The following is a 25,778-nucleotide window of genomic DNA, read 5'->3' as shown; positions in this document are numbered from 1 at the left end:
AGCAAACAATTAAAGCTGAGACTCAATCGGCAATAATGCGATGCAATCGACGAGAAATTTACGCCAAAGCCCTGCATCGGGTTCGCTATAGATAGTTCGTTGATGAAGATCATCGAACCAGACAAGTTCTCCCTCCTCTATGGCTAATCGATATGTATTTTTTGCTAAGCTGGCCTCGATTCCTTCGACCACTTCACTGGCCAATTCTTGATTATCAATAATCAAGCCCATCTCGGTATTTAACCACGCCGAACGAGGATCGAAATTAAAAGACCCAACAAAGATTGACTGCTTGTCAGTGACAAAGGTTTTAGCGTGTAAGCTACTCTTAGAGCTCCCTGTCCAGCTGCTGGTTTTCTTCTGCTCGGGGTTAGCTTTTACTTCATAGATCTTTACCCCTGCTTCCAATAGTGGCTGTCGGTACTGGCGGTATCCAGCATGAACGGCCAGCACATCGGTTGCGGCTAAACTATTAGTTAAAATGGTAATATCAATTCCAGCATTAGCGGTTTTTATAATATTCTGTGTCCCTTCCCGAGTTGGCACAAAATAGGGTGAAACAATAAAAACCTCTTTTTCCGCTTGTTGCAGAAATTCGCCAAGATCGGCCAAAATATTGTCGCTATCTAGCTGATGATTTTGTTTGTCAGGTTGATCATAAACCAGTTTTGCACTGCCCCAATACCAGTGCAAATCATGGTTTTGCATCTGCGTAATCAGCTCACTACTCATTAAGCGCGTTATATAGGGGTTCGTTTGATATGCAGCCTTCTCGGCCTCAACTAGTGCCAATGCCGTGTCGATTTCCTCCGCTGTCACACTATGAGAGGTCAGCTCTGCAACCTCAACGGTTAAAGGCGAATTCCAATAGAGATCAAATTGATCTGAAACTTCATCGACAGCATGACCTATTGTCATGAGATCAAAATCACCAAACTCAACATTGGTGTCATTTGAAAAGTACTCATTACCTATATTGCGCCCGCCCACAACGCTAATAGTATTATCTACGGTTAGTGACTTATTGTGCATGCGATGATTCAGCCGAGAAAAACCAGCAACAAAAGCAAGATTGCGAAAGTCTCTCTCAAATGATGGGTTATACAAGCGAACCTGAATATTTTTGTGTTCAGCTAACATCACTAGCGCTTCATCAGCATCTTTAACAGCCATATCATCGAGCAGAATACGAACTCTGACACCGCGCTGGGCAGCGTCGATTAAATGCCAGGTTAAAAGTCTACCGGTATCATCACCACGATAGATGTAATACTGCAGATCGATACTGGCGCTAGCCGCATTGACCAATGCTAAACGAGCGATAAAGGCATCTAGGCCATCGGTGAGAGGTAGCACACCAGTTTGCAGAGGGTGTGCCTTTACATCAGCCTGAACATATTGCACCAATGGCCAATCAGGCTGCACGGCCAATTTTGTCGTAATGACTTTATCGGGGTAGACGGGAGAGGATTGGCAGCCAACTAACGTTGTTATGACTGCCCAAAGCAAAACGATTCTTAAAAAGGTAAGTGACTGCAATCCATTTGCATTCATTATATTATTCTATTGCTGAGTCTTAGCTATTCTTGTAACGCATAAAGTACATCAAATGCAAATTGATCCCAACCTTCGGCGCTAAACGCGATATCGCGGATGGCCCTCACCTGACTCACCGCGTGCAGAGGTGCTGCGCCATTATCCATAAGGTAGTAAGCCATTATCAGGCCCGTTCTATCCTTACCCGAACGGCAATGAATAAGCACGGTTTTATTCTGCGCTTCACACTGTCGAATAAAGGCTAATGCTTGTGGTACTTGTTCTACGCAATATGCTAAATCTTCCGGCTTAGGGGGAATATTACGAGAAAAAGGCACGCATAAATAATCTAAACCAGCATCGGTGATTTCCGCTTCGATACAATCTTCACCGTTATTTACAGATAAGACGGCTTCGATCCCTGCACTCTTTAACTCCTGCAGATCCCAAGGATCTTTATTTGGCCCACTGCGTCCTGCAATTTGTCCCTCAACTAACCAAAATAGGTGCTGCATAGTATTTCCTAAAATAAATTTTGAGTTTCAAATAATCGCCAAGAGAATACATAAAGCCTAGATTCTGTGCTATCGCTTTATTGTTAGTAAGAGCAATACATGATGAAAAAAGGCGCTACCCCACAAAAATCGTATTAATTTGTACAAAAAAGGGCTCATTAAGAGCCCTGTTCATATTATTTCTCAGTACAAATTTATGCGTTTGAGATTAAGATTTCTTGCCCCAAACTTCAGCATTGACCTTTTTACGGTGCTTCTTGCCAGTACCAGCAGGTTTTGCCATCGGCTTTACCTCACGTGATGGGCAGTCTGCAGGCGCTTCAAGATCGGCTTCAAATCCTGGGATCTGTTCACGCTCTAATCTCAGTTTGTTTTTCTTCTCAATTAGCTTAAAGTGCTGATATTCATCGTGAGAAATCAAACTCATTGCTAAACCTGCCTCGCCAGCACGGCCGCTTCGGCCAATACGATGCATATAATCAGCTGGACTTCTTGGCAGCTCAAAGTTAATCACGATAGGTAACTTTTCAATATCGATACCACGAGCGGCAATATCCGTTGCAATTAATACACTGATCTCGCCTGACTTAAACCCTTCTAATACGCGATTACGTGCGCCTTGACCTTTATCGCTGTGGAATACTTCAGCGGTAATGCCTGCGTTCTCTAGCTTTTGAGCCAAACGATTACAGCTGTATTTAGCACTGGCAAAGATCAGCACCTGTTGCCATTGATTTTGTTTAATCAACTCGGCTAACAATGCGGTCTTGCGGTTACGGTTAACCGTAATAACACGCTGAACCAGTGTGCTTTCTTCACTACTTTGCAACTGAACTTCGACGGGATTGCTTAGCAGTGACTGGGTAAGTTCACGCACTTCTTCCGGAAACGTCGCCGAAAACAGTAATGTCTGCTTGGTCTTAGGCAGCTTTGCTAATAGCGCATTAAGCTCGTCAGTAAAGCCAAGACTTAGCATGCGATCGGCTTCATCCAATACTAACGTTGTGGTTTTATCCAGCTTCAGCGCATTGCTTGAGATCAGGTCGATTAAACGCCCTGGAGTTGCAACAACAATGTCTGCACCGCCGCGTAGACTTTGCATTTGCACGTTAGTAGACACACCGCCATATACCGCCAGTGTTTTAAGATTAGGTTTAATTAACTGTGAATAACGCATAAAGCTATCGCTAACTTGCTGCGCCAACTCACGGGTGGGTACCAGTACTAAACATGACACAAAGTTACTACCAGCTTTACGAGGCTCAGCTTGTGCCAACTTTTGGATAATAGGTAACGCAAACGCAGCCGTTTTACCCGAGCCCGTTTTTGCACCACCTAGAACATCACGACCTTCTAATACCGCTGGTATGATATGCGATTGAATCGCGGTTGGCGTGGTATAACTCAGCAGTTTTAGCGTCTCAAGCAACTCTGGAATTAACCCTAGTTGAGTAAAGTCACTGTGAGTTGTTGTAGTAGCTACAGCTTGCGTTGCAGCGTTGTCGGTTGAAGATACTGACTGAGTCATAATTTACAGGTAAACGCCTAATCAAAAATAAGGCGTATATTCTACGCTAATATCCGTTTAAATGCTTATCTTTGATCGGATTTAACACTCACTGAGCAAAACATTTTACTTAGCGCCACTACACAAGAATTCAGAAGTTGTTCCAACCTTCAAGTTTAAGCAGTTTCTGCTTAAGCATTATGCCGAATGCGTAACCAGTGAGCGTACCATTTTTACCTATGACCCTATGGCAAGGAACGATTATTGCGATAGGGTTAGCTCCATTAGCAGTCCCTACCGCCCTCACCGCTTTAGGCCGATTGATACGCTCTGCAATTTGAGCATAACTACAGCTAACGCCATAATCGAGTTCGGATAATGCCTGCCACACTTGACGTTGAAACTCGGTGCCGTTAGGGGCCAGCTTAACTTCGAACTGCCGTCTTAGGCCATTAAAGTATTCCTCTAACTCTCGACGAGCTTGCAACAGGTGTCGATTCGCCGTATCTAGAGCAAGGTTATCGTCAGCCGTTAAAATTGCTGCATCACTCACTTCTCTAGACAACCATTCGTCACCACTTTGGGGGATAATATTAAGGTGGCTTAAGCCGCTTTCGTTCGCGCACAAAGACAGCTCCCCAATCTCTGAAACAAAGTTTAACTTTGCTATTGGCTGTAAAGCTTTAGGTTTTAAACTCTTTTTCATGAAAGATTCCACAATTGAAACGTAAGGTAACTGCCCCAGGGAGCGACTTGCTCGGCAAGTGACTGAGTTAAACACTCATAGTCATCACTTTTAACCGCACCATTTGCTTGGTATAAACCCAACATCCGCTTTTTTACAACAAAGTCGCTACACAACAAGATATCAGGCTGACTCAAACCGCGCATTTTTGCATATGCCACGGTCCAAGGGCCTATTCCTTTTATCGATAGCCACTGTTCGAGTTCTGCATCAGGGTTATCCCGAACAAACTGCCCCAGCGCATTCAGTGCTCTTTTACGGACCCCGGGCATCTTAAGCTCGGTAAATTCGGCCTTTGCTATCACCTCGGGCGTTGGAAACAGAGTGACCTGTTTTGTACCAATTAAGCGCTTCTCACCGTAGGTAAGGACTAACTGATTAAGCAGCTTTGACGCTTGAATGATACTCACTTGCTGACCCAAGACAGCTCTACACCCAGCTTCAAATGTTGACCATACACCAGGCAACCGTAGCCCAGGGAGCATCGAGGGCGCCAAAGGCTCTATCAACGACAGCACATTGTCGATTTGGCAAATATTCGCATCGAGATCCAGCACTCGTCTTATGTTACTAATGATTGCATTTAACTGGCTGAGATCAGTATCCTTTTCCAAAACAATATCGACGTCAAACACATTTCTTGCCCCATTCAGCTTTGCATCGAAGTAACCACTTACCCCATTGAGGCTAAAACTACGACCATAACTTAGCTTGTTATCGAGCCACTCCATCGCATTTACAGCACGAACTTGATAAAAATCGAATTGTTGCGTCCAAGCAAAGGGAGGCCTGAAGCTAAGTTGCACCCTCAATGTAACTTGACCATATTGACTTAAGGGTTGAGGGCGGCTTAATTCAGAATCTCTAGGTTGATGCCTGTTTTTTCTCAAGGCTGTTGGTGTTAACTGCAGTTGTGCCTTAAACACTTCATTAAAACGCCGTATGCTGTTAAACCCTGAAGCAAAAGCTACCTGGGTGATGCTCAAATTTGTTTGATGTAATAATTGCTTGGCAAACATAAGTTGCCTGTATTGCGCATAGTGTTTAACTGAGGTACCCAGCTTTTGCGAAAACAACTTTCTTAAGTAACGGCTCGAGATCCCCAATCGAGTTGAAAGAGCCTCAATATTCTGCCCTTCCTGACCAGAAAGGGCTCCTGCATCGATTAATGCCTTTGCTCGTTCTAAAGTTGTCTGCGTCCCCTTCCAAGCATAAGAGAGGGGTGCACAGTCTGGTCGGCAACGCAGGCACGGTCTTAGTCCTGCATTTGCAGCCTGTATTGCAGTATCAAAATAGCGAACATTCGCTTCTTTAGGACTAACCGCAGGGCAAATTGGTCTGCAAAATATTTTAGTCGTATATACCCCGATAAAAAACTGGCCGTCAAATCTTGAGTCGCGAGCAAGCCTTGCCTTACGACAGGCCTCTTTCGAAATATGACACTCATGCTCAACCATTCAACTTACCAAATTACCTTTCTATGACCGCCATATTACGTAACTAACGACATAGTCACTAGCGGAAAACGGAACTGAATAGCTCTATCGATACAGTGTTTACACTTAAGCCGCTGTTTCCTATATGCTAGTGATTAATTACATTTTCCCAACATTAATAAAAACTGAGTAAATAGATGTTCAAACGATTTGAATCTTGGGTCAATCCTCTACCCGACGAGGAGCCTCAGCAACCACCTAAAGGGCTCTACGTATTTTGTCGCCATTATACCCGTGGCTTTGAAGTGCCTTTGATCATCATGTCAATTTTAACCGCCCTACTGGCCATCTTAGAAGTTTCGCTATTTGGTTTTATGGGTGATCTTGTTGACCTATTAGTAAACCATGAGCCAAAGACGCTATTTGAACAAGAAGGCATGCGGCTCTTAGGGATGACTCTACTCGTGTTAATTGTCATCCCCCTACTTACGCTACTGCATGCGCTAATTGTTTATCAAGGCCTACTCGGCAATTACCCAATGTCAATTCGATGGTTGGCTCACCGCTACCTGCTTAAACAAAGTGTGTCATTCTATCAAAATGACTTTGCAGGACGTGTGGCGACAAAAGTGATGCAAACCTCATTAGCCGTGCGTGAAACTGTTACTAAGCTATTAGATGTGCTGGTTTATATCTTGGTTTACTTCACTTCTATGGTGGTGATGATAGCGAAAGCCGATCTAAGGTTAATGTTGCCGATGCTAGTCTGGCTCACTATTTATGTTGCCTTACAGTTCAAGTTCTTACCTAAACTCAAGAAGGTTTCAACTGAGCAAGCCGATGCAAGATCTACCATGACAGGCCGCATAGTAGATAGCTACACCAACATCGCAACCGTTAAGCTGTTTTCACATACTCAACAAGAAGCTGAGTACGCAAAAGGCAGCATGAAAACCTTTCTCAGCACTGTCTATAAACAGATGCGTTTAGTGACTTGGATTAATGTGAGTGTGCAAGTGCTCAACTACATACTTGCTTTTTCAATTGCAGCGGTATCGATTTGGTTATGGCAGGCAGATGCTATTACAGTCGGTGCAATAGCTATCGCTATCAGTCTAGCACTGAGACTCAATGGTATGTCACAGTGGATTATGTGGGAGATAAGTTCGCTGTTTGAAAACATAGGTACCGTCGCTGATGGCATGAATACACTCTCAAAACCCACAGATATTGAGGATATTAAAGATGCGCCGCCGTTAGTCGTAACCGAAGGCGGAATTGACTTTAACGATATCAGTTTTCACTATGGAGAAAAGAGCGGCGTAATCGATGATCTTAAGCTACATATTAAACCGGGTGAAAAAGTGGGCTTAGTGGGCCGTTCTGGAGCGGGAAAATCTACCCTAGTAAACTTATTAATGCGCTTTCACGACGTTGAGTCGGGTAACATTACTATCGATCAGCAAGACATTGCTCGAGTTTTGCAAGACTCACTGCGAGCACATATTGGTATGGTGACCCAAGATACCTCGCTACTGCATCGTTCTATTCGAGAAAACATACTATATGGTAATCCTAATGCTAGCGATATCGAGCTAGAACAAGCCATACACAGTGCCCAAGCCCACGAGTTCATTCAAGGGCTAAGTGATGCTGAAGGTAATCATGGTTTAGATGCACAAGTTGGCGAGCGCGGTGTAAAGCTCTCTGGGGGGCAGCGTCAACGAATTGCGATTGCACGTGTTCTGCTCAAGAACGCTCCGATCCTTCTGTTGGACGAAGCTACATCTGCGCTCGATTCCGAAGTTGAAGCCGCAATTCAAGAAAGTCTGTATCAGTTGATGGAAGGCAAAACCGTTATTGCCATCGCACACAGACTATCAACCATTGCTGCAATGGATAGGTTGATTGTACTCGATGAGGGCAAAATCGTTGAGCAAGGGACCCATCAGCAGTTAATCAGCTCAGGTGGGATCTATGCACAGCTTTGGGCGCACCAAACTGGCGGCTTCCTTGGAGTAGACTAGTGATCTAATACCAATCAGTATAAGAAGTTGATCTACTCAGAGCGTTTTTTTGCAAACTCATTCAAGGCGAATAGCTGAAAGAATGGTTATTCCCTTGTGAAGCTTTTCAACGCAGAAGTAGGCAGCCAAAAACGCTCCAGAATGGCGAGTTTTAGCGGCTCTGATACTGCGTTAACGAGCTTAACCGTAGAATAACTATGCTATTACACTCGTTGCAAACCACATGGATGTGGTGAATGTCATTAATGCAGGAGCATTTAATGACCTTGTCTCAGTGCCGCTAAACTCTCGCTGAGCGACCAAATCTTTATACTGATTGATATAATATCCATGTTTACCGACAAACACTCAATATGCTCAAGCCACCTTTCTGCTGATTGGTATAACGATGGCTTTTTTGTTCATGCTATTAAGCAAATATTTCATACCTAATTAGCCCAATTAAATAGCCTGAAGAGTAAACTCTCCACCCTACTCACTTTAAACCAGCCTTAGTGTATTCGTCTCAACACTCAGGATCTTTATGCTCCACAACTCAAAACAATAGGTAAATTACAGGCATAAAAAAACCACCCTAAGGTGGTTTAATTACTTACCGCTATAAAGCGATAAAATGGTGGAGCCTAGCGGGATCGAACCGCTGACCTCAACACTGCCAGTGTTGCGCTCTCCCAGCTGAGCTAAGGCCCCATTTCTGGTAAACATTCACGTTATTTAGAACATGAATTTTTAAATAGTGGTATCCCCTAGGGGATTCGAACCCCTGTTACCGCCGTGAAAGGGCGGTGTCCTAGGCCTCTAGACGAAGGGGACCCGGACATATTGTTTTACTTCCAATATAACGAAGACCTATAAGTCACACTTTAGAAGGCTATTAAAGTGAAACCGCCGTGCTGCTTTTTAATAAAAATAGCGCGGTGTCCTAGGCGCTCTCTTCTTGGCGAAGGGGACCCGGGCTTACGTTTAGACTCCGTAAGGGAGTGAATACTCATTAAGTTCTGTAGGCTAAAACTTAACGCTTTATAAAATAGTGGTATCCCCTAGGGGATTCGAACCCCTGTTACCGCCGTGAAAGGGCGGTGTCCTAGGCCTCTAGACGAAGGGGACCCGGACTGGCGTTATACTCTACCAAAGAGTGAATACTCATTGAGTTCTGTAGGCTAAAACTCAACGCTTTATAAAATAGTGGTATCCCCTAGGGGATTCGAACCCCTGTTACCGCCGTGAAAGGGCGGTGTCCTAGGCCTCTAGACGAAGGGGACCCGGACTGGCGTTATACTCTACCAAAGAGTGAATACTCATTGAGTTCTGTAGGCTAAAACTCAACGCTTTATAAAATAGTGGTATCCCCTAGGGGATTCGAACCCCTGTTACCGCCGTGAAAGGGCGGTGTCCTAGGCCTCTAGACGAAGGGGACCCGGACTGGCGTTATACTCTACCAAAGAGTGAATACTCATTGAGTTCTGTAGGCTAAAACTCAACGCTTTATAAAATAGTGGTATCCCCTAGGGGATTCGAACCCCTGTTACCGCCGTGAAAGGGCGGTGTCCTAGGCCTCTAGACGAAGGGGACCCGGACTTACGTTTAGACTCCGTAAGGGAGTGAATACTCATTAAGTTCTGTAGGCTAAAACTTAACGCTTACTTTCAGTTAGATGGTGGAGCCTAGCGGGATCGAACCGCTGACCTCAACACTGCCAGTGTTGCGCTCTCCCAGCTGAGCTAAGGCCCCTCACTAACTAAATCACTTTTGAGTGCACCGCGAACTATTCGTTGCCTGTGTCTCAACTGCGTGGCGCATTCTATGCAGCGCACCCAAAAGAGTCAACCCGTTTTTTATGAATTTATTCTATTTGCTACAAATTCAATCGCTTTGGAGATTCTTTGCTCTGTACGGGCCTTTCCAACCAAGAATATGGTTAAATCAACAGCAGGAGACATACCCGCGCCAGTAACAGCTACGCGTAATGGCATACCAACTTTCCCCATACCGACTTCTAATTCAGCTGCTGTATCTTCAATTGCTTGATGAATAGCTTCTAAAGTCCACTCATTTAATCCAGCTAATTTAGTCTGGAACAAAGTTAGTGGCTCAAGAGCAACACCCCTTAGGTGCTTTTTAGCTGCAGTTTCATCAAACTCTTCGAAATCTTCAAAGAAGTAACGGCTAGATGCAGCAAGTTCTTTTAATGTCTTTGCTCGTTCAGACAATGCAGAAACCACTTCAGACAGTTTTGGACCATTGCTTGTATCAATGTTTTGATCAGCCATGTGCCACTCAAGGTGAGAAGCGACATATTCTGGATCAGATTCTTTAATATAGTGCTGGTTTAACCAAATCAGTTTATCAGTATTAAATGCTGAAGCCGCTTTGTTGATATCATCTAGGCTAAAGAACTGCTTCATCTCATCGATAGAGAACACTTCTTGATCGCCGTGAGACCAGCCTAGGCGAACTAGGTAGTTAAGTAGCGCTTCAGGTAAATAACCGTCATCACGATACTGCATCACCCCTACCGCACCATGACGTTTAGATAGCTTAGCGCCATCATCACCTAAGATCATCGATACGTGAGCATATTCTGGTACTGGTGCACCTAACGCTTTAAGGATGTTGATCTGACGTGGTGTATTGTTGATATGGTCTTCACCACGAACAACACAGGTAATTCCCATATCCCAATCGTCAACAACGACACAGAAGTTATAAGTAGGCGTACCTTCAGTACGTGCGATGATCAAATCATCTAATGTACTGTTAGCAAATTCAATGCGGCCACGTACGTGGTCGTCAAATACAACGCTACCTTCAGTTGGGTTTTTGAAACGCACAACAAATGGCTCATCTGTATCACGTGGTGCTTTATCGCGGCAGCAACCATCATACTTTTGTTGCTCACCTTTCGCAGCTTGCTCTTCACGCATTGTTTCAATGCGTTCACGGCTACAGTAACACTTATATGCAGTGCCCTGCTCTAGCATCTGTGCAATGATTTCGTTATAACGGTCAAATCGCTTGGTTTGGTAGTAAGGACCTTCGTCCCAATTCAAGTTAAGCCATTCCATGCCTTCTAAAATTGCGGCGCATGCTTCAGGAGTAGAGCGTTCAATATCGGTATCTTCAATACGTAGAACAAACTCACCTTGGTTTGCGCGTGCATGTAACCATGAATAAAGTGCTGTACGAGCACCACCAACGTGCAAAAAGCCAGTAGGGCTTGGAGCGAAACGCGTCTTAATTGTCATAATGGGACACTGACCTATGTAGAAAGTCTAAATAATAGACTGTACTAATGAATGTGGCGCATATTCTAACAGCCAAAAGAGCTAGGGAAAATAGATCTACTACTATATGGCACATTTTATAAGGGAAATCTGCCTTTCTTCAGTTTAGTCTCCCCTCATGTGCAAAATCAGGCTTATTGATGCCCCCCTGCTTCTTTAAAAAGATGCACCATAAACACAACAACTCAATGCATAGAGATGTTAGTAATATAATGAGGATGACAAATCGTTACATATAGATGGCGATGCTCATTGAAATCGTACATTCCAAGTGTATAGACCCACCTTAATTTCCTCTGGGCTTTAGATTGGCATTACCTAAAATGGAAGCTATCAAATCAAACTAAAACAACTTAGCTACCCATATAAAGAGCAAATAAACAGATAAAATTGAATAAATGCACTATAAAAAGAAATACACTAACTAATGTGAACACCTATCGCGTTAGAGTCAGTGTATATTTCTAAGCTAATTTTTAACCATTTTTTGCTATATCCGCTCAGCTCTGATTAACTATGCACCAACACGCGCAAAATTGAACCGTAGTCTTTATTTTATCTAAAAAAAGCGTTGACAGTGGATCGTTCCTCCCTATAATACGGCCCCACACAGCGAGGTCGATTAGCTCAGCTGGGAGAGCACCTCCCTTACAAGGAGGGGGTCACTGGTTCGAGCCCAGTATCGACCACCATTCTTTTCATAAAGAATTAAAACATTATGTAAATCCCAGGTCGATTAGCTCAGCTGGGAGAGCACCTCCCTTACAAGGAGGGGGTCACTGGTTCGAGCCCAGTATCGACCACCATTCTTTTCATAAAGAATTAAAACATTATGTAAATCCCAGGTCGATTAGCTCAGCTGGGAGAGCACCTCCCTTACAAGGAGGGGGTCACTGGTTCGAGCCCAGTATCGACCACCATTCTCTAAGTTCAAAACTCTCTCATTTTAAAAATACCCTAAATTAATTTTCCGTATCTTTGTCACTCAAGAACGTTCTCTACTATTCTTTTAGAATCACCTTTAGTTGGACAAATCTCATGGCAGATGTCAGTCAATCAGCTTCATTAGCAAGTATTGCGGCCTATTTAAAACTGACTTACCAATACGATCAAGACACCGCACTTGTGGAAGCAAAATCAGTTATGAAAAACCTAGTCAAAATGCGTCAGAAGGGTTTTATTACCGGTTGGTATTTTGATGAGAACGGTCATCTTGAGCTGTTACCTAGCGATCAAATTCTGCAACAGATAAACCCTAATAAATAGAAATAAGCTCAGAGAAAAAGGTCGGGCTCACGCCCTTCCCTAATACTGACTTACTTGTACAGCTATGACTCCATCACTAACGGTCCTGACGCTGATTTAGGCTGGATCAGTTTTAATACCACTAAGGCAAGCACAGACAACCCTAGCACCGAACCTAATACCACTCCTTGCCAGCCCCATAACAGCCAAAAAGGTAATAAGTAGGGGCCGCCTATAGCCGCACCTAAATAGTAGCTACATAGATAAAGCGCCGTCGCTTTTGCTCTGTGCTCCTTTGCACGATAGGCAACCCAAGCATTACAACTACTGTGAATCAGGAAAAAACCAAACGCCGAGAGTAAAAATCCAGCAAAGATAGTCGCTAAACTATCGAATAGGGTGAGCAAGGTTCCTGAAAATAACGCGAGTACAGAATAGATAAATACCCGCTTTAGCCCTAGCCCCCCAACCCATTTAGCCGAACGATAAGAGGCATAAGTTCCACTCAGGTAGCAAAGGAAAATAAGCGTGACTTCAAAACGTCCTAGGTTAAACGGACTTTCCATCAAATGAAGCTGAATATAGCTAAATTGATTTACCATCACCATAAAAGCCAACCCGCCGACAAGGTATATAAGCCGTAGCTTGGGATCGGCTAAATGGTGACAAAAGCCATTAAAGTCTGATCGTTTTAACGGCCACTTTCCTAATTCTATATCTGGCTTAACGAAGTGACTCTTTGGCAAAAGGTAGCTCACAATAAGTGTGCCGAACAAAGAAACTGCAGTTAATAAAGCCATCGCTTGCTGCCAGTCTAGATACTGTGCCATCCCCCCGCCTAGCAAACGTCCGGCTATACCTCCAACACTATTAGCCGCAATATAGATTGCGCCAGCTTTTAACAGTGCATTGTTCCCTAACTCATCTTTAAAGTAAGCCATTGCCATTGCTGGCACAGAAGCCAACAGTGCCCCCTGCAACATTCTCAGTAATATCAGCTGATTGAACTCAGTAATAAACAGAGCGCAAAAATCTAAGGCTACCAAGAGATAAAGACTAACTAAGATAGGTTTTTTCCGACCAACCCGATCAGAAAGCACAGCAAACAACAGCAGTGAAAAAGCCATGGTAAAGCTGGTTACCGACAGCAATAACGTTGCGTGGCTCTTAGTTACAGAAAAGGAGTCTGCGATCAGTGGCAACATGCCTTGGACTAGATATAAGTTGATAAAAATAATCATAGAAGCGAGAGATAAACTGATGATTAGGCGGATCTCGCTAGTATCTTGCCTCTGTTGACTGAGGGTGTTCATGGGTAAGTAACTCAAAGTATTTCATTACTAAATAGCATAGCAACGGTCTCACCATAAGAATAACAACTAAAAAATACAATAGTTATTGATTTTTGTTATGTCCATATTGGAGTATGCTCCTTATCAACGGTCCGGCATCCATGCTTTGTTAGTACAGGAAAGCCGCTCATCAAAAAATAGAAAGAGTCGACATGGACATTAGGCAATTAAAGTACTTAGATGCATTAATTACTGCTGGTAGCTTCACTAAAGCTGCCGAGCAGCTCAATATGGCCCAGCCAGCATTGAGCCAAAGTATTAAACGACTCGAGCAGGAGCTTGGTGTCACGCTAGTTGATAGAGGGGCTAACAAAAGCAGTAAATCACTTTCACTAACGGCCGAAGGTGACGCCCTGCACCAACATGCTAAGTTGATCATCAAGAAAATGGCGCAAGCTGAAGCACATATTAAATCGATGGCAAACCTCACTATGGGCGAAGTCAGGGTTGCCGTTCCAGGCATGCTAGGCTCATATTATCTTCCTAGGCGTTTAATGGCATTTCGTCATCAGCATTCGCAGCTTAAATTATCCCTGTTCGAAGGCGGAACCCGCGATACCCTCAGAATGCTACAAAATGAAGATGTCGATATCGCCATAATTACCGGCAACGATCTTACCGACGAATTTGACAGTCATCTGTTACTACAGGAGCAGATGGTGGTTGCTGTGGGAAAAGAGCACCCTTTAGCGGAATCAGACAGCGTTTCTCTTGAGGCATTTTTTCAGCATGAATTGGTATTCTTTAAACCCGGTTACTTCCACCGTGATTGGATGCTTGAGCAAGCGGAGAAATTAGGACTTAAGGCGAATATTGCATTTGAAACTAACCTGATTAATCTCATCAAACAGGTGGTAGCACAGGAATACGGTATCACCAGTGTGCTAGAGATGGTGATAGAAAAACATGACAATATTTGTGCAAAACCCTTCAATCCACCTATTTTTTTAGACTTGCATATCGCTTGGAAAAAGCAACGCCCTATAAGTCAGGCTGACAAAGCGTTCGTAGAGTTTCTAATGCATAACCGTTAGCAACACTATGGAATGCACATATACGCGTTCTCTATGTTAGCCAAGCTGACAAGGCATTCGTAGAGTTTCTCATGCATAACCGTTAGCAGCTCTATGCAATGCACATATACGCGTTCTCTATATTAGCCAAGCTGACAAGGCATTCGTAGAGTTTCTCATGCATAACCGTTAGCAGCTCTATGCAATGCACATATACGCGTTCTCTATGTTAGCCAAGCTGACAAGGCATTCATAGAGTTTCTCATGCATAACAGTTAGCAGCTCTATGCAATGCACATATACGCGTTCTCTATGTTAGCCAAGCTGACAAAGCGTTAGTAGAGTAGCTCATGCAAAATAGTTAGCTAGCATCCAACTGGTTCTCAGGTATGGCATCAATAAATGCTTGCTGAGTTAAGCAATGCGCGTTAATTCGATTAATATTTGGGTATGGTCTCATATCAAGCTTAAAGCGCTTCGCGTTATACACCTGAGGCACTAAACAGATGTCGGCAAGGGTTGGACTATCACCAAAGCAGAAAAGCCCACTATGTTGCGCTAATTGCTTTTCTAATGCGGTAAAGCCCTCTTTAACCCAATGATGATACCAAGCAGTTTTGCTTTCATCGGCAATATCAAGCTCACTTGCCAAATACTGCAAAACTTTTAAGTTATTTAACGGGTGAATTTCACAAGCTACTGTTAACGCCATAGCTCGAACGATAGACTTATCGAACGGGGCATTAGGCAGTAGCGCTGCCTTTGGATAAACCTCATCAAGATATTCAATAATAGCGAGTGATTGCGTTAATACGCGCTGCTGGCCATTGTCTTCAATCACTAGACTGGGCACTAACTCTTGGGCATTTAACTGTTGGTATTCATCCTGATGCTGCTCACCACCATCTTTAACCAGATGCACTGATATCTGCTCTGCTACTAGTGACTTTAGGTTCATCGCGATACGCACGCGATAAGCAGCGCTTGAGCGCCAATAACCATATAGTTTCATCTGAGTACTATCCTTCTCTATAAAAAAGGCTAACTCCTAAGAATTAGCCTTCTAAACAATATATTCAGCAACAGCCCTATCAGGCCTTATATTCCACCACTTGCTGATCAATTGAACCGAAGATGCTGTTATTGTCTTCGTCAAGCATTTCAATGCGCACGCGATCACCAAAGCCCATAAATGAAGTCGAAGGCTTACCCTCTGCTATGGTTTCAAGCATACGAGTCTCGGCAAGACAGCTAGAGCCTGCACTGCGGTCATAATTTGAGATAGTGCCAGAGCCGATAATGGCTCCCGCACCAATAGGACGGGTTTTAGCGACATGAGACACAAGTTGACTAAAGTTGAATGTCATATCCACACCAGCATTGGGACGACCAAATAATTCACCATTAAGATGAGTAATTAACGGCAGGTGGATCTTAGACTCCCGCCACTTATCTTCTAGTTCGTCAGGTGTAACTGCCACAGGTGAAAAACTACTCGATGGTTTTGACTGGAAGAAACCAAAACCCTTTGCAAGCTCACCCGGAATAAGGTTTCTTAGCGAAACGTCGTTGACTAGCATCAGCAATTTAATATGCTGTTCTGCATTTTCAGCTGATACGCCCATGGGGACATCATCGGTGATCACCGCGATTTCAGACTCGAAATCTATGCCCCACTCCTCGCTTGCTAGCGGGATATCAGCCTTAGGCGCAATAAAACAGTCTGAGCCCCCTTGGTATACTAAAGGATCTGTCCAGAATGTTTCTGGCATCTGGGCACCACGGGCTTTACGCACTAATTCAACATGGTTAACGTAGGCACTGCCATCGGCCCACTGATAGGCTCGTGGCAGTGGCGACAAACACTTAGACTGATCAAAATCTACCGCGTTATCCATCATGCCTTTGTTTAATGCATCGTATAGCTCTACTAACTGTGGATTCAGCAACTCCCATGCGTCCAGCAGTTGCTGCATCGTATGAGCAATAGCAGGTACGGCAACAGCTTTCGTCAAATCTTTACTAACCAACATCAGTTGACCGTCACGGCGTCCATTATCATAACTTGCTAACTTCATCCTCACTCCTAATAAATTGTAGCTTAGCTGCGATACGAGTTTTTGTTCTTTTGCGTTAACAGCGAGCTTTTACCTAAATCGAAACTTGCTCATAAATCGGAAACTTGGTCATAGAATGACATCAACTCACTAGTCAGTGGAATAGTGTGAACAAAATCACACTTAACCACTTTAACCTCGCCAATGTAAACTTATTGATACAATCCTTAAATATTAGGTTAATAGCGCTTGTTCTCGTCGGCCACTGCCTATCTACGCATTAGCCGACGGCAAACTATTTTTACACCTACCTCGGCTTGTTGATCTTATATTCCCGCAGCTTATTAGCGATTGCCGTATGTGAAACACCTAACTTCTTAGCCAACTGTCGTGTACTTGGATAGGCAGGGTAAAGCCTACGTAAAAGGCTTGCTTCAAACTGTTTCATCGCCTGCTCAAGACTCCCCTCAAATTGATGATCGAAATAACCAAAACCTTCTGCATACGAAGGTAACTTTAGTTGTTCAACGGTTAGCTCGGCATTGCCATCCCACATAGACACAGCCCTAAAGATCGCGTTTTTAAGTTGGCGAACATTACCCGGCCATGCGTACCCGAGCAAATGCTCTCTGCACTGTCCTGATATACGACGAATAGGTATAGAGAGTTGCTGACTATAATGCTCTAGGAACATCTCTGTAAGCGGAATAATATCGACTTTGCGCTCACGTAAAGCAGGCACGTGGAAGCTTAGTACATGGATGCGGTAATAAAGATCTTCTCTAAACTCGCCACTTTGACATAATTCAGCAAGATTCTTCTGAGTGGAGCAGATGATGCGCACATCGCTACGGATCTCTTCATCACCGCCTACTCGCCTAAAGGTGCCATCTTGTATAAATCGTAACAGCTTAACCTGTGCCGACTTTGACATCTCGGCGATCTCATCGAGAAAGATTGTTCCCCCCTTAGCCTCCTCGATAAAGCCACGCTTAACGATGTTGCCATTGCTAACAAAGCCAAAAAGCTCCTCTTCGGCCGCACTGTCAGGCATAGCAGCACAGTTAATGGCGATGAAAGGATGCTCGCGGCGCATACTGGCGTCGTGGCAGGCTCGAGACATCAACTCTTTACCTGTGCCAGTCTCTCCGGTGATCAATAAAGGCGCATCAAGCTGTGCCATGCGACGAGCTTGAACCAACACCTCTTTCATCTTATCGCTGGTCGCCAATACATTTTCAAAGCCACTCGATTGGTTCTGTAATGCATTAAACTGCTTACCTAATCGCGCAGGGGATTTTAGCGATACCACAGCCCCAGCTAAAATCGGGATTTCACTGCCGCTATCAGGTAGGTAGATTGGTAACATTTCAGCTAGGTATTCATTTTCACCTATGTTCACCCGTGTCGCCTGAGCTAGCACGGTCGACTCACTCAACCACCGGCTAAAGCTAAAACCGTGAACCCAATGATTTATCGGTTCATCGATCACTTCATGCTCGGCCATTCCCACCGTATGCAGCGCCGATTCATTCACAATACGGATCCGCCCTTTTACATCGAGAGAAAACACCGAATCTGGTAGGGTTTTTAATAGGGTTTTTAAGGCGTAGTGCTCCTGCTCTGACGGCATAAAGGATACTGTACGCACATCATGTACACCTTCAACTTTTCGAATTAGGGGTAATAATTCACTGAGTGTATCAAAACTGACTTCAGCAAATTGTAGATAAAGAAAACCTTGGTTACTTGCATCAATCGCAAACAAGTTGATCCCATAGTCTTCCATGATCAATAAGATATCTTTGGCAAGACCGACACGGTCCAAACAGCTGACTTCCAAGCGCATATTATTGCAGTTCCCTTTTAAAATACTCGTTATTGGGATAACACTACTATCAGAAGTGAATAGGCTCGGTCTGTGAAGCAGCCTTATAGCAACATGCACTCCTGTAATCGTTCTATACGTTAGAAGTTTATCTGTGCTGTGGCAAGACTTGTTTACAGCGGATTTGTAACATTCTACAAATAACAGCCAATAAGCTCTCGACACTGGATTATCAAACACTTCACTGTTAGGTCATGGCTTGCCACAGAGGATGGGCTTCGCCCTTCTTCACAATCAAAATCAAAAGGTAACGAGGGCTGGAGCGAAGTGACGCTCTATCGATGACAGCGTCACAGCTCGTCTTTGCTATATGCTGCTAAGTAAGCCAGTCACGGACGGTTTGGCTTATGATGTTAAGCATTATTCAGAAGCAGCGCATCGGTCTTAGCCGCCATGATAAAGTCATTCTTATGTAGGCCCTTTATTGAATGGGACCACCAAGTGACAGTCACCTTCCCCCACTCAGTCAAAATACCTGGATGATGAAAATCGGCTTCGGCTAAATCGGCCAATTTATTGGTAAACTCCATCGCCAACTTAAAATTCTTAAACTTGTAAACGCGTTCTAATTGCATGATACCGTCACGAACCTCAACACCCCAGTCAGGGATTTTTGCGATCAACTGTGCGAGCTCTTCATCTGTTACTTTAGGTGCATCGGCTTGGCAGGCTTCACACTTCATTTGCGCTAATTCAGTCATTTTACTTCCTTAATCAATTCATTATTTTCTTATTCAGCATTCAATATTTTAAGGACACTCTTTTACTTAACCCGCTTTAGCCGGGAATGTCGGTTTAAACAGCCCTAATTGTTGTGCCTTTTTAACTGCAGCCATAATATCCATCTCGGCTATCACACCTAAATCACTGATATTCTCGATGGCGTAATAAATTGGCTGCATAATATCAATACGGTAAGGGGTGCGTAGTACATCGACTAGATCAAACGGCCTGATCTCAGGCTGCCCGCCCATAACGTATATGGTCTCACCAGGAGAGCTTAAAATCCCTCCACCGTAGATCCGCAGCTCATCGCTCTTAGAGCGTAATAGTCCAAACTCAACCGTAAACCAGTAAAGCCTCGCTAAGAAAACACGTTCCTCTTTACTCGCAGCAAGCCCTAATTGTCCGTATTGGTGAGAGAAATGGGCAAAAGAAGAATTCGTGAGTAACGGACAATGTCCAAAAACCTCATGAAAAATATCCGGCTCTTGCAAGTAATCAAATTCCTCTCGGCTACGAATAAAGGTCGCCACTGGAAATGACTTATTCGCCAAAAGCTCGAAGAACTTACCAAATGAAATCAGTGCAGGCACTGCAGCCGTTTTCCAGCCTGTCGCTTGCTGTAAGACTGTGTCAATTTCTGCTAACTGCGGGATCCTATCTATAGCGAGCCCGAGCGTATCTAAACCCTCTAGGTATTCTTTACAGGCTCGTCCAGGCAGATTGATGCTTTGCCTTTGATATAGCTCAGACCAAATCTCATGTTCTGTTTGAGGGTAATCAATATATCCATTCGCATCTGGTAAGCGCGCAGTATAATTTTGCTGTTTACTCATAGTTATTTACTCATTTTGCTAGCCACAAGCTAAAACAAATCGTTCCTGCTTGTGCTTAACTAGCTGATGATAGAGTGCCTACCTCATATTTAACTAAAGTTGAATTTTTGTTAACCCGTTCACTATTTATTCTTCACTGACAAAGCCCTGTCCAGTGTAACAATAATGTTACACGCAGAGCCGTTACCGACTCAAAATATCAGTCTATTCGCACGAGATCCGTATATAAAAATTGACAACCAAGTTAACCCCCCTTCAGGAAAACGGTGAATTCCGCCAAAATCACATCACCAATTTTGCTGCCAAGCTTTAACTGCTTACCCCCTATTAACGGTACAACTTTTATGGCCATACAGCCCACAAAACGATCAACACATCCACTAATATAGTAAATAAATTTAATATATTGCTCACTTTCAGCAATTCTTCACCAATCACTTTTTATTTCGGTATAGAATGTAGGTTTGTATGGCAACTCCTGATTTAGAATAGATAGGACTAGAATGAAACAACATCAAATTCGCAAGGCAGTCATCCCTGTAGCAGGTCTTGGAACGCGTATGCTTCCAGCCACTAAAGCTATTCCGAAAGAGATGCTGCCGGTTATGGACAAACCACTGATCCAGTATGTTGTCAACGAAGCTATTGCCGCAGGCATAAAAGAAATTGTCCTAGTGACCCATGCCAGTAAAAACTCCATTGAGAACCATTTCGATACCAGTTTTGAGTTAGAGACTCAGCTTGAGCGCCGCGTAAAACGTCAACTTCTTGCCGAAGTACAAGCTATTTGCCCAAGTGATGTCACCATTATCAGTGTGCGCCAGTCACAAGCGAAAGGCTTAGGACACGCGATTTTATGTGCCAAGAGTATTATCGGTGATGCACCATTTGCCGTACTATTACCCGATGTACTTATCGATGACGCAAGTAGTGACTTAAGCAAAGAAAACCTCGCCGACATGGTTGCTCTTTATAATAAAACTGAAGTTGGTCAAATCATGGTTGAAGGCGTGCCTCATGAGCTGGTTAACCAGTATGGTATTGCAGATATCAATGGCGAAAAGCTTCAGCCAGGTCAGTCACTGCCGCTAACTCAACTGGTAGAGAAACCAAGTGTAGAAGATGCACCATCTAACCTAGCTGTTGTTGGCCGTTATGTATTACCTGCTGAGATCTGGACTTATCTAGCTAAGACTCCTGCAGGGGCTGGTGATGAAATTCAGCTAACTGACGCCATTGCAATGCTGATGGAAAAGCAAACGGTTAACGCTTATTACATGCAAGGTAAGAGTCATGACTGCGGTAATAAACTGGGCTATATGCAAGCCAACGTAGAGCATGCGCTGCGTCACAAGGAAATTGGCTCTGAGTTCGCTGAGTATTTAAAGGCTATCGTTAAGACACTTTAGTAATAGATGTTTTGAACTAGCTATTTAACTAACATTGAACATCAGCCAAGATGAAAGGATTTTAAATAATGACAATTTTAGTGACCGGCGGTGCCGGTTATATTGGTACTCATACCGTTGTTGAGCTACTCAATAGCGGCAATAACGTTGTTATCTTAGATAACCTCAGCAACTCGAGTGTTACCGCACTTGAGCGAGTTGAGCAGATCACTGGAAAAGCGGTGACATTTTATCAAGGCGATGTTCTCAACAGAGCTTTCTTACAAAAACTGTTTACAGACCATGATATTAAGTCGGTGATTCACTTTGCAGGTCTAAAGGCGGTAGGAGAGTCAGTGGCGCAGCCACTACGTTACTATGAAAATAACGTCACAGGCACAATTGTGTTATGTGAAGTGATGGCTGAGTTTAACGTTAAAAACCTCGTATTTAGTTCATCGGCTACCGTGTATGGTGACCCTGCGAGTTTACCTATCACCGAGGACTTCCCTACTGGGGCGACCAACCCCTACGGTCAATCTAAACTGATGGTTGAGCATATACTTGCCGATCTTTATCACTCAGATAACAGTTGGAATATCGCCTTATTAAGATACTTCAATCCAGTTGGCGCCCATGAAAGCGGCTTAATTGGTGAAGATCCCAATGACATTCCTAATAACTTGATGCCGTTTATCACTCAAGTTGCAGTCGGTAAACGTGAGCAATTAAGCGTATTCGGTAGCGATTACGATACTGTCGATGGCACAGGTGTACGTGATTACATCCATGTTGTTGATCTCGCTATCGGCCACTTACGAGCTCTTGATAAGCTACAAACCCAATCTGGATTAGTTACCTACAACTTAGGTACAGGGCAAGGCTACAGTGTACTAGAGATGGTTAAAGCGTTCGAGAAAGCAAGTGGCACAAGGATAAAATATCAGCTAGTAGAACGTAGACCTGGTGACATTGCTGCTTGCTATGCCAACCCAGATAAGGCTCATCAAGAGTTAAACTGGCAAGCTACTCATAGTATCGATGATATGGCGCAAAGCAGCTGGCACTGGCAGTCGACGAATCCTAATGGGTATGCGACTGAAGGGTAAGAAGGTTCTAGGTTCTAGGTTCTAGGTTCTAGGTTCTAGGTTCTAGGTTCTAGGTTCTAGGTTCTAGGTTTGGTAAAATAGATAGAAAGCTAAACTGATACTAGCTTTTGATTTAGCTTTTCCTAGGATCTTGAAGCGCAGCGGCCTCGCAGTGAGCCTGCGAACGTCCTAGAGCCTAAAGTCCCTGTAAGCCAACAAACGTACAATCTTAATACCTTCTAAAAATGAGCCAATAGATGAGCAGCATTAACCAAAGCAGAAGAAGACTTTTCAGCCGGAAAAAGACCGATGCCGTTCGTCCTCCTTGGGTAAAGCAGACTATCGAGTTTACAGATGAATGTACCCGCTGTGATAAGTGTATTCCCGTTTGTGAAACTCAAATTATTGTCAAAGGCGAAGGCGGCTTCCCTGAGATAGACTTTAAAATTGATGAGTGCACATTTTGCCAACAATGTGTCAATGCCTGCCCTGAAGCCATTTTTGAAAATACAGACATCACTCCTTGGCAAATAAAAGCCACTATTCAAGATAGCTGTATGGCTTATCAAGGGATTTGGTGTCAAAGCTGCAAAGATGCCTGTGATCAGCGTGCGATCAGCTTCTCCTTGGCCATCGGAAAAGCCCCACTTCCAAAAATCGATATAGAAGCATGCACCGGCTGCGGCGCTTGCGTAGCCCCCTGCCCATCGACAGCAATTCTGGTTCGCCACGTGTAAAAACAGCCAAAAATATGACGTATAAGCGCCAAATTTAAGTGGTTTTGTTTCCTCAAATTTCAAGGTAACATCTAAGCAACTTAGACTGACTGTGGCATGATTATGTTTAGAAAAAAAAGAAGCGGCGGGTTAACATTTATCGCTCAAGGAACCCAGTTTACCGGTGAAACTGAGTTTGCAGCCGAGGCTCTTATTGCGGGTGAAATCTTCGGAAAGGTACGCTCCAGTGGCAATATCACCATTGAACAAGGTGGACTAGTCGATGGAAAACTTCACTGCTCAGAACTGAGAGTATCGGGCACCTTTCGAGGCAAGTTAACCTGTGAAAAACTGAATATAACCAGCACAGGCCTAGTTGATGGTGAAGTTAACTGCCAGTCGATGGAAATTTTTGAAGGTGGCCAATTTATCGGTATGCGCGTAAGAGACGATATAGCCTTCCTACCTTCTAAATCAACGCCAAAGCAAGATCACAATAAACCTCCCCAAGAAGAGACCATTGAAGATGCAGAGTTAAGTATTAACTAAGCATTCATTAAATCTTTGCCTGCTTCCCTGCTCATTAAACATACTCAAAGCTCTGCGCTACAAAAGCTCAGAGCTTTTCTGCTTATAGTCTCTGAGTAGCCTAAGAAACTCATCTGCAGGCCTGTCTATCGTATCTGTTGAGATGAATAGATGATAACCCAAGTGTGAATCTAATATCCGGCAGCGATGGCCAAACATCGCTAACACGCCTTTATAACGATCATTATTTTCAATAAAAGGCGTAAACTCAGCACACATCTGACTCTCTAATGCCGATAGATCTTCATCTTGAGCAGAAGCCGTGATCAATAGAGGCCGCTGCTCGGTTAATAACCCAGCTGCCAACCGTAATGAAATACACTCTAAAATCGGACTGACCTGTTTAAGCTTGATTCCAATATAGGGTAAAGTCAGAGTATCGAGTCCCTGTGAAACTCGTGGTTGGTCAACCCGTTGGATATTTTGCCATTCAATAAAAAGCTGCCCACGCCGATGAAAATAGGTCACTCCCTCTTCAGATAACTTAACGGTAACCTCTGGCTCCACCAGCTTAGCGCCTCCCAAAACCAGCGCAATAATGCCCGATGCAAAACAAACGATTCCCGGTGCAAATAGATGGCTACCCGATAAGAAGAGAGTTAACCCTATGATTAAACCTAAACCTCCAGCAAGGGTCAATGTTAGCCCATTACGTTTATTACTGGGTCTTATTAGCACAGCTTCATCTATCAACTTCTACATCTCTTATAATTAGGGTGTTTATCCCGGAGCCTAGCAGGTTACAAAAGAAGGTTCTAGCTTTGAAAGAAGGTTCTAGGGCGTTCGCAAGCTCACTTCGAGGACGCCTACGGCCTGCTAGGAAAATCAACAGCAAAAGCAGCGTAAACTTTGCCTGTAATTCCCTGCTTTTGCTTCCTCGTCTCAGCTTTTACCTAGAAGTCGCAACGCGGCGCCCTAGAAGCGCAGCGCCCTTCTTAGCTTTCCCTAGGACCTAGGTATCTTCTTTTTCGTTGTTTTCATGTTTCAGCTTAAACCAGAGTATCCCCATGTATTCATGAATAGCACGCTGGGAATTTAATAAACTCTGCGCATCGAAATGCCACCAATAAGTCTCTCTTTGAGCAAAATCGGTCGGCGCAGCTGAAACATTTAACTTTGCATCGGTAAAAATCGCCATCGCTCTAGGCATATGGCTAGCCGAAGTGACTAGCCTGAAAGGTGCATCAGCCACCTCCCACTTCATGAATTGCGCTTCTTCAATGGTATCCTTCGCCAAAGGAAATTTAATTATAGAATGAGCAGAGACCCCTAGCTCAACGGCGGCATCAAACATCACCTCAGCATGGGCACGCGATGAAAGGCCACCGCTCCAGCCGCTAACCACCAGCTTACAGTCTTGACCCAAAGAGAGTTGACGTACCCCCTCACTCAATCTAGCCAAAGCGGTATTTGAGAGTTGTTGCACCGCGGGTAGATTAGCATTCTCCTCATGACCGCTGCCGAGCACCATCACCAAGCAGCCATTTCCTATCGGCTGATTGTTAACCGAATATTGCTCTTCCAATGGCGCTAGTAGCCAATTACTGCCCCAACTACTACTCAAAGTGATTAGTATTGTTGCCGCTACAGCCAATAGCGCTTTTGAAAACTGGCGATTGCGCATGACGAAGTAGGCAAGCACAATTAATAACAGTACTAAGGGAACTGGCATAAAAAGCTGCGAAATAATCTTTTTTACCCAAAACATAAAGCAATAGCCAACAATAGATGAAAAATATTAATGAAGTGTAGCATGTTATTATAATCATTAATGTTATCCGCTGTAATTCAGTACTAGATAACAAGACCTTCTCTATGAAGCATCGGCTTCACT

At 43.9% G+C, this 25,778-nt stretch carries 21 protein-coding genes and 10 tRNA genes; 10 read left to right on the top strand and 21 right to left on the bottom strand.

The features are described 5' to 3' along the window. Positions 1–9: 9 nt before the first annotated feature. From JMA39_RS00730 to JMA39_RS00710, 5 genes are all read right to left on the bottom strand, one after another. Positions 10–1,554, bottom strand: coding sequence for a phospholipase D family protein (locus JMA39_RS00730; protein ID WP_202719927.1), 1,545 nt, complete (start codon positions 1,552–1,554; stop codon positions 10–12). Between the two features lie 26 nt (positions 1,555–1,580). Continuing rightward, the gene (locus tag JMA39_RS00725) at positions 1,581–2,051 is read right to left on the bottom strand and encodes a dual specificity protein phosphatase family protein (protein ID WP_202719926.1); all 471 of its coding nucleotides are present in this window, start codon (positions 2,049–2,051) and stop codon (positions 1,581–1,583) included. Positions 2,052–2,259: 208 nt separating this feature from the next. Next, complete coding sequence (locus JMA39_RS00720) at positions 2,260–3,579, bottom strand: DEAD/DEAH box helicase (RefSeq protein WP_202719925.1); 1,320 nt, start codon at positions 3,577–3,579, stop codon at positions 2,260–2,262. A 130-nt stretch (positions 3,580–3,709) separates the two neighbouring features. Beyond that, positions 3,710–4,264: a methylated-DNA--[protein]-cysteine S-methyltransferase gene (locus JMA39_RS00715; protein ID WP_202719924.1), complete on the bottom strand. Its 555-nt coding sequence runs from the start codon at positions 4,262–4,264 to the stop codon at positions 3,710–3,712. Beyond that, positions 4,261–5,760 (bottom strand): DNA-3-methyladenine glycosylase 2 family protein, encoded by a 1,500-nt coding sequence (locus JMA39_RS00710; protein WP_202719923.1) that lies wholly within the window; start codon positions 5,758–5,760, stop codon positions 4,261–4,263. The genes JMA39_RS00715 and JMA39_RS00710 overlap by 4 nt, the downstream gene beginning before the upstream one ends. 176 nt (positions 5,761–5,936) lie before the next feature. On the opposite strand from JMA39_RS00710, the gene JMA39_RS00705 reads away from it, so the two are divergent. Beyond that, positions 5,937–7,766, top strand: a complete 1,830-nt coding sequence (locus tag JMA39_RS00705) for an ABC transporter ATP-binding protein (RefSeq protein WP_202719922.1) — start codon at positions 5,937–5,939, stop codon at positions 7,764–7,766. 614 nt (positions 7,767–8,380) lie between these two features. Here JMA39_RS00705 and JMA39_RS00700 read toward each other — a convergent pair. The 8 genes from JMA39_RS00700 to gltX form a co-directional block, all read right to left on the bottom strand. Next, positions 8,381–8,456: transfer RNA gene (locus tag JMA39_RS00700), tRNA-Ala, on the bottom strand. Between the two features lie 47 nt (positions 8,457–8,503). Continuing rightward, positions 8,504–8,579 (bottom strand) — tRNA-Glu (locus tag JMA39_RS00695). A 218-nt stretch (positions 8,580–8,797) separates the two neighbouring features. After that, positions 8,798–8,873 (bottom strand) — tRNA-Glu (locus tag JMA39_RS00690). A gap of 79 nt (positions 8,874–8,952) precedes the next feature. Continuing rightward, a tRNA-Glu gene (locus JMA39_RS00685) sits at positions 8,953–9,028 on the bottom strand. Positions 9,029–9,107: 79 nt separating this feature from the next. Next, positions 9,108–9,183 (bottom strand) — tRNA-Glu (locus tag JMA39_RS00680). Between the two features lie 79 nt (positions 9,184–9,262). After that, positions 9,263–9,338 (bottom strand) — tRNA-Glu (locus JMA39_RS00675). A gap of 83 nt (positions 9,339–9,421) precedes the next feature. Further along, positions 9,422–9,497 (bottom strand) — tRNA-Ala (locus tag JMA39_RS00670). A 104-nt stretch (positions 9,498–9,601) separates the two neighbouring features. After that, entirely contained in the window at positions 9,602–11,011 is a 1,410-nt protein-coding gene (gltX, locus tag JMA39_RS00665; protein ID WP_202719921.1) for a glutamate--tRNA ligase, read from the bottom strand. A 655-nt stretch (positions 11,012–11,666) separates the two neighbouring features. On the opposite strand from gltX, the gene JMA39_RS00660 reads away from it, so the two are divergent. The 4 genes from JMA39_RS00660 (at position 11,667) to JMA39_RS00645 (ending at position 12,316) form a co-directional block, all read left to right on the top strand. Then, positions 11,667–11,742, top strand: a tRNA-Val gene (locus JMA39_RS00660). 38 nt (positions 11,743–11,780) lie between these two features. After that, positions 11,781–11,856: transfer RNA gene (locus tag JMA39_RS00655), tRNA-Val, on the top strand. A gap of 38 nt (positions 11,857–11,894) precedes the next feature. Further along, a tRNA-Val gene (locus JMA39_RS00650) sits at positions 11,895–11,970 on the top strand. 118 nt (positions 11,971–12,088) lie between these two features. Continuing rightward, entirely contained in the window at positions 12,089–12,316 is a 228-nt protein-coding gene (locus tag JMA39_RS00645) for a hypothetical protein (protein WP_202719920.1), read from the top strand. A 62-nt stretch (positions 12,317–12,378) separates the two neighbouring features. Here JMA39_RS00645 and JMA39_RS00640 read toward each other — a convergent pair whose 3' ends face one another. After that, on the bottom strand, positions 12,379–13,608 hold the full coding sequence (locus JMA39_RS00640; RefSeq protein ID WP_202719919.1) for an MFS transporter: 1,230 nt from the start codon (positions 13,606–13,608) through the stop codon (positions 12,379–12,381). Positions 13,609–13,799: 191 nt separating this feature from the next. Between JMA39_RS00640 and JMA39_RS00635 the strand changes: the two genes are divergently transcribed. Further along, positions 13,800–14,681 (top strand): LysR family transcriptional regulator, encoded by an 882-nt coding sequence (locus tag JMA39_RS00635; RefSeq protein ID WP_202719918.1) that lies wholly within the window; start codon positions 13,800–13,802, stop codon positions 14,679–14,681. A gap of 340 nt (positions 14,682–15,021) precedes the next feature. Here JMA39_RS00635 and maiA read toward each other — a convergent pair whose 3' ends face one another. The 5 genes from maiA to phhA form a co-directional block, all read right to left on the bottom strand. Continuing rightward, positions 15,022–15,672 (bottom strand): maleylacetoacetate isomerase, encoded by a 651-nt coding sequence (gene maiA, locus JMA39_RS00630; protein ID WP_202719917.1) that lies wholly within the window; start codon positions 15,670–15,672, stop codon positions 15,022–15,024. A gap of 79 nt (positions 15,673–15,751) precedes the next feature. Then, the gene (locus JMA39_RS00625) at positions 15,752–16,738 is read right to left on the bottom strand and encodes a fumarylacetoacetate hydrolase family protein (protein WP_202719916.1); all 987 of its coding nucleotides are present in this window, start codon (positions 16,736–16,738) and stop codon (positions 15,752–15,754) included. A 286-nt stretch (positions 16,739–17,024) separates the two neighbouring features. After that, on the bottom strand, positions 17,025–18,566 hold the full coding sequence (gene tyrR, locus JMA39_RS00620) for a transcriptional regulator TyrR (protein WP_202719915.1): 1,542 nt from the start codon (positions 18,564–18,566) through the stop codon (positions 17,025–17,027). A gap of 392 nt (positions 18,567–18,958) precedes the next feature. Further along, the gene (locus JMA39_RS00615) at positions 18,959–19,306 is read right to left on the bottom strand and encodes a 4a-hydroxytetrahydrobiopterin dehydratase (protein ID WP_202719914.1); all 348 of its coding nucleotides are present in this window, start codon (positions 19,304–19,306) and stop codon (positions 18,959–18,961) included. A gap of 66 nt (positions 19,307–19,372) precedes the next feature. Beyond that, the gene (gene phhA / locus JMA39_RS00610) at positions 19,373–20,164 is read right to left on the bottom strand and encodes a phenylalanine 4-monooxygenase (protein WP_202719913.1); all 792 of its coding nucleotides are present in this window, start codon (positions 20,162–20,164) and stop codon (positions 19,373–19,375) included. 503 nt (positions 20,165–20,667) lie between these two features. Here phhA and galU point away from each other — a divergent pair. The 4 genes from galU to JMA39_RS00590 all read left to right on the top strand — a co-directional run bounded on the left by galU (position 20,668) and on the right by JMA39_RS00590 (position 23,905). Continuing rightward, complete coding sequence (galU, locus tag JMA39_RS00605) at positions 20,668–21,573, top strand: UTP--glucose-1-phosphate uridylyltransferase GalU (protein ID WP_202719912.1); 906 nt, start codon at positions 20,668–20,670, stop codon at positions 21,571–21,573. Between the two features lie 68 nt (positions 21,574–21,641). Further along, on the top strand, positions 21,642–22,661 hold the full coding sequence (galE, locus tag JMA39_RS00600; RefSeq protein ID WP_202719911.1) for a UDP-glucose 4-epimerase GalE: 1,020 nt from the start codon (positions 21,642–21,644) through the stop codon (positions 22,659–22,661). Positions 22,662–22,897: 236 nt separating this feature from the next. Then, positions 22,898–23,377: a ferredoxin-type protein NapF gene (napF, locus tag JMA39_RS00595; RefSeq protein WP_202719910.1), complete on the top strand. Its 480-nt coding sequence runs from the start codon at positions 22,898–22,900 to the stop codon at positions 23,375–23,377. Between the two features lie 102 nt (positions 23,378–23,479). After that, entirely contained in the window at positions 23,480–23,905 is a 426-nt protein-coding gene (locus JMA39_RS00590) for a bactofilin family protein (RefSeq protein WP_202719909.1), read from the top strand. A 57-nt stretch (positions 23,906–23,962) separates the two neighbouring features. Here JMA39_RS00590 and JMA39_RS00585 read toward each other — a convergent pair whose 3' ends face one another. Together JMA39_RS00585 and JMA39_RS00580 are read right to left on the bottom strand one after the other, a co-directional pair. Next, the gene (locus JMA39_RS00585; RefSeq protein WP_373316361.1) at positions 23,963–24,622 is read right to left on the bottom strand and encodes a DUF2982 domain-containing protein; all 660 of its coding nucleotides are present in this window, start codon (positions 24,620–24,622) and stop codon (positions 23,963–23,965) included. A 274-nt stretch (positions 24,623–24,896) separates the two neighbouring features. After that, positions 24,897–25,652 (bottom strand): YdcF family protein, encoded by a 756-nt coding sequence (locus JMA39_RS00580; protein WP_202719907.1) that lies wholly within the window; start codon positions 25,650–25,652, stop codon positions 24,897–24,899. Positions 25,653–25,778: the final 126 nt, after the last annotated feature.

The sequence above is a fragment of the Shewanella schlegeliana genome, from assembly GCF_016765635.1.
Lineage (GTDB): Bacteria > Pseudomonadota > Gammaproteobacteria > Enterobacterales > Shewanellaceae > Shewanella > Shewanella schlegeliana.
Note: the sequence above shows the minus strand (reverse complement) of the source record. Positions and strands in the feature narration are given on the sequence as shown.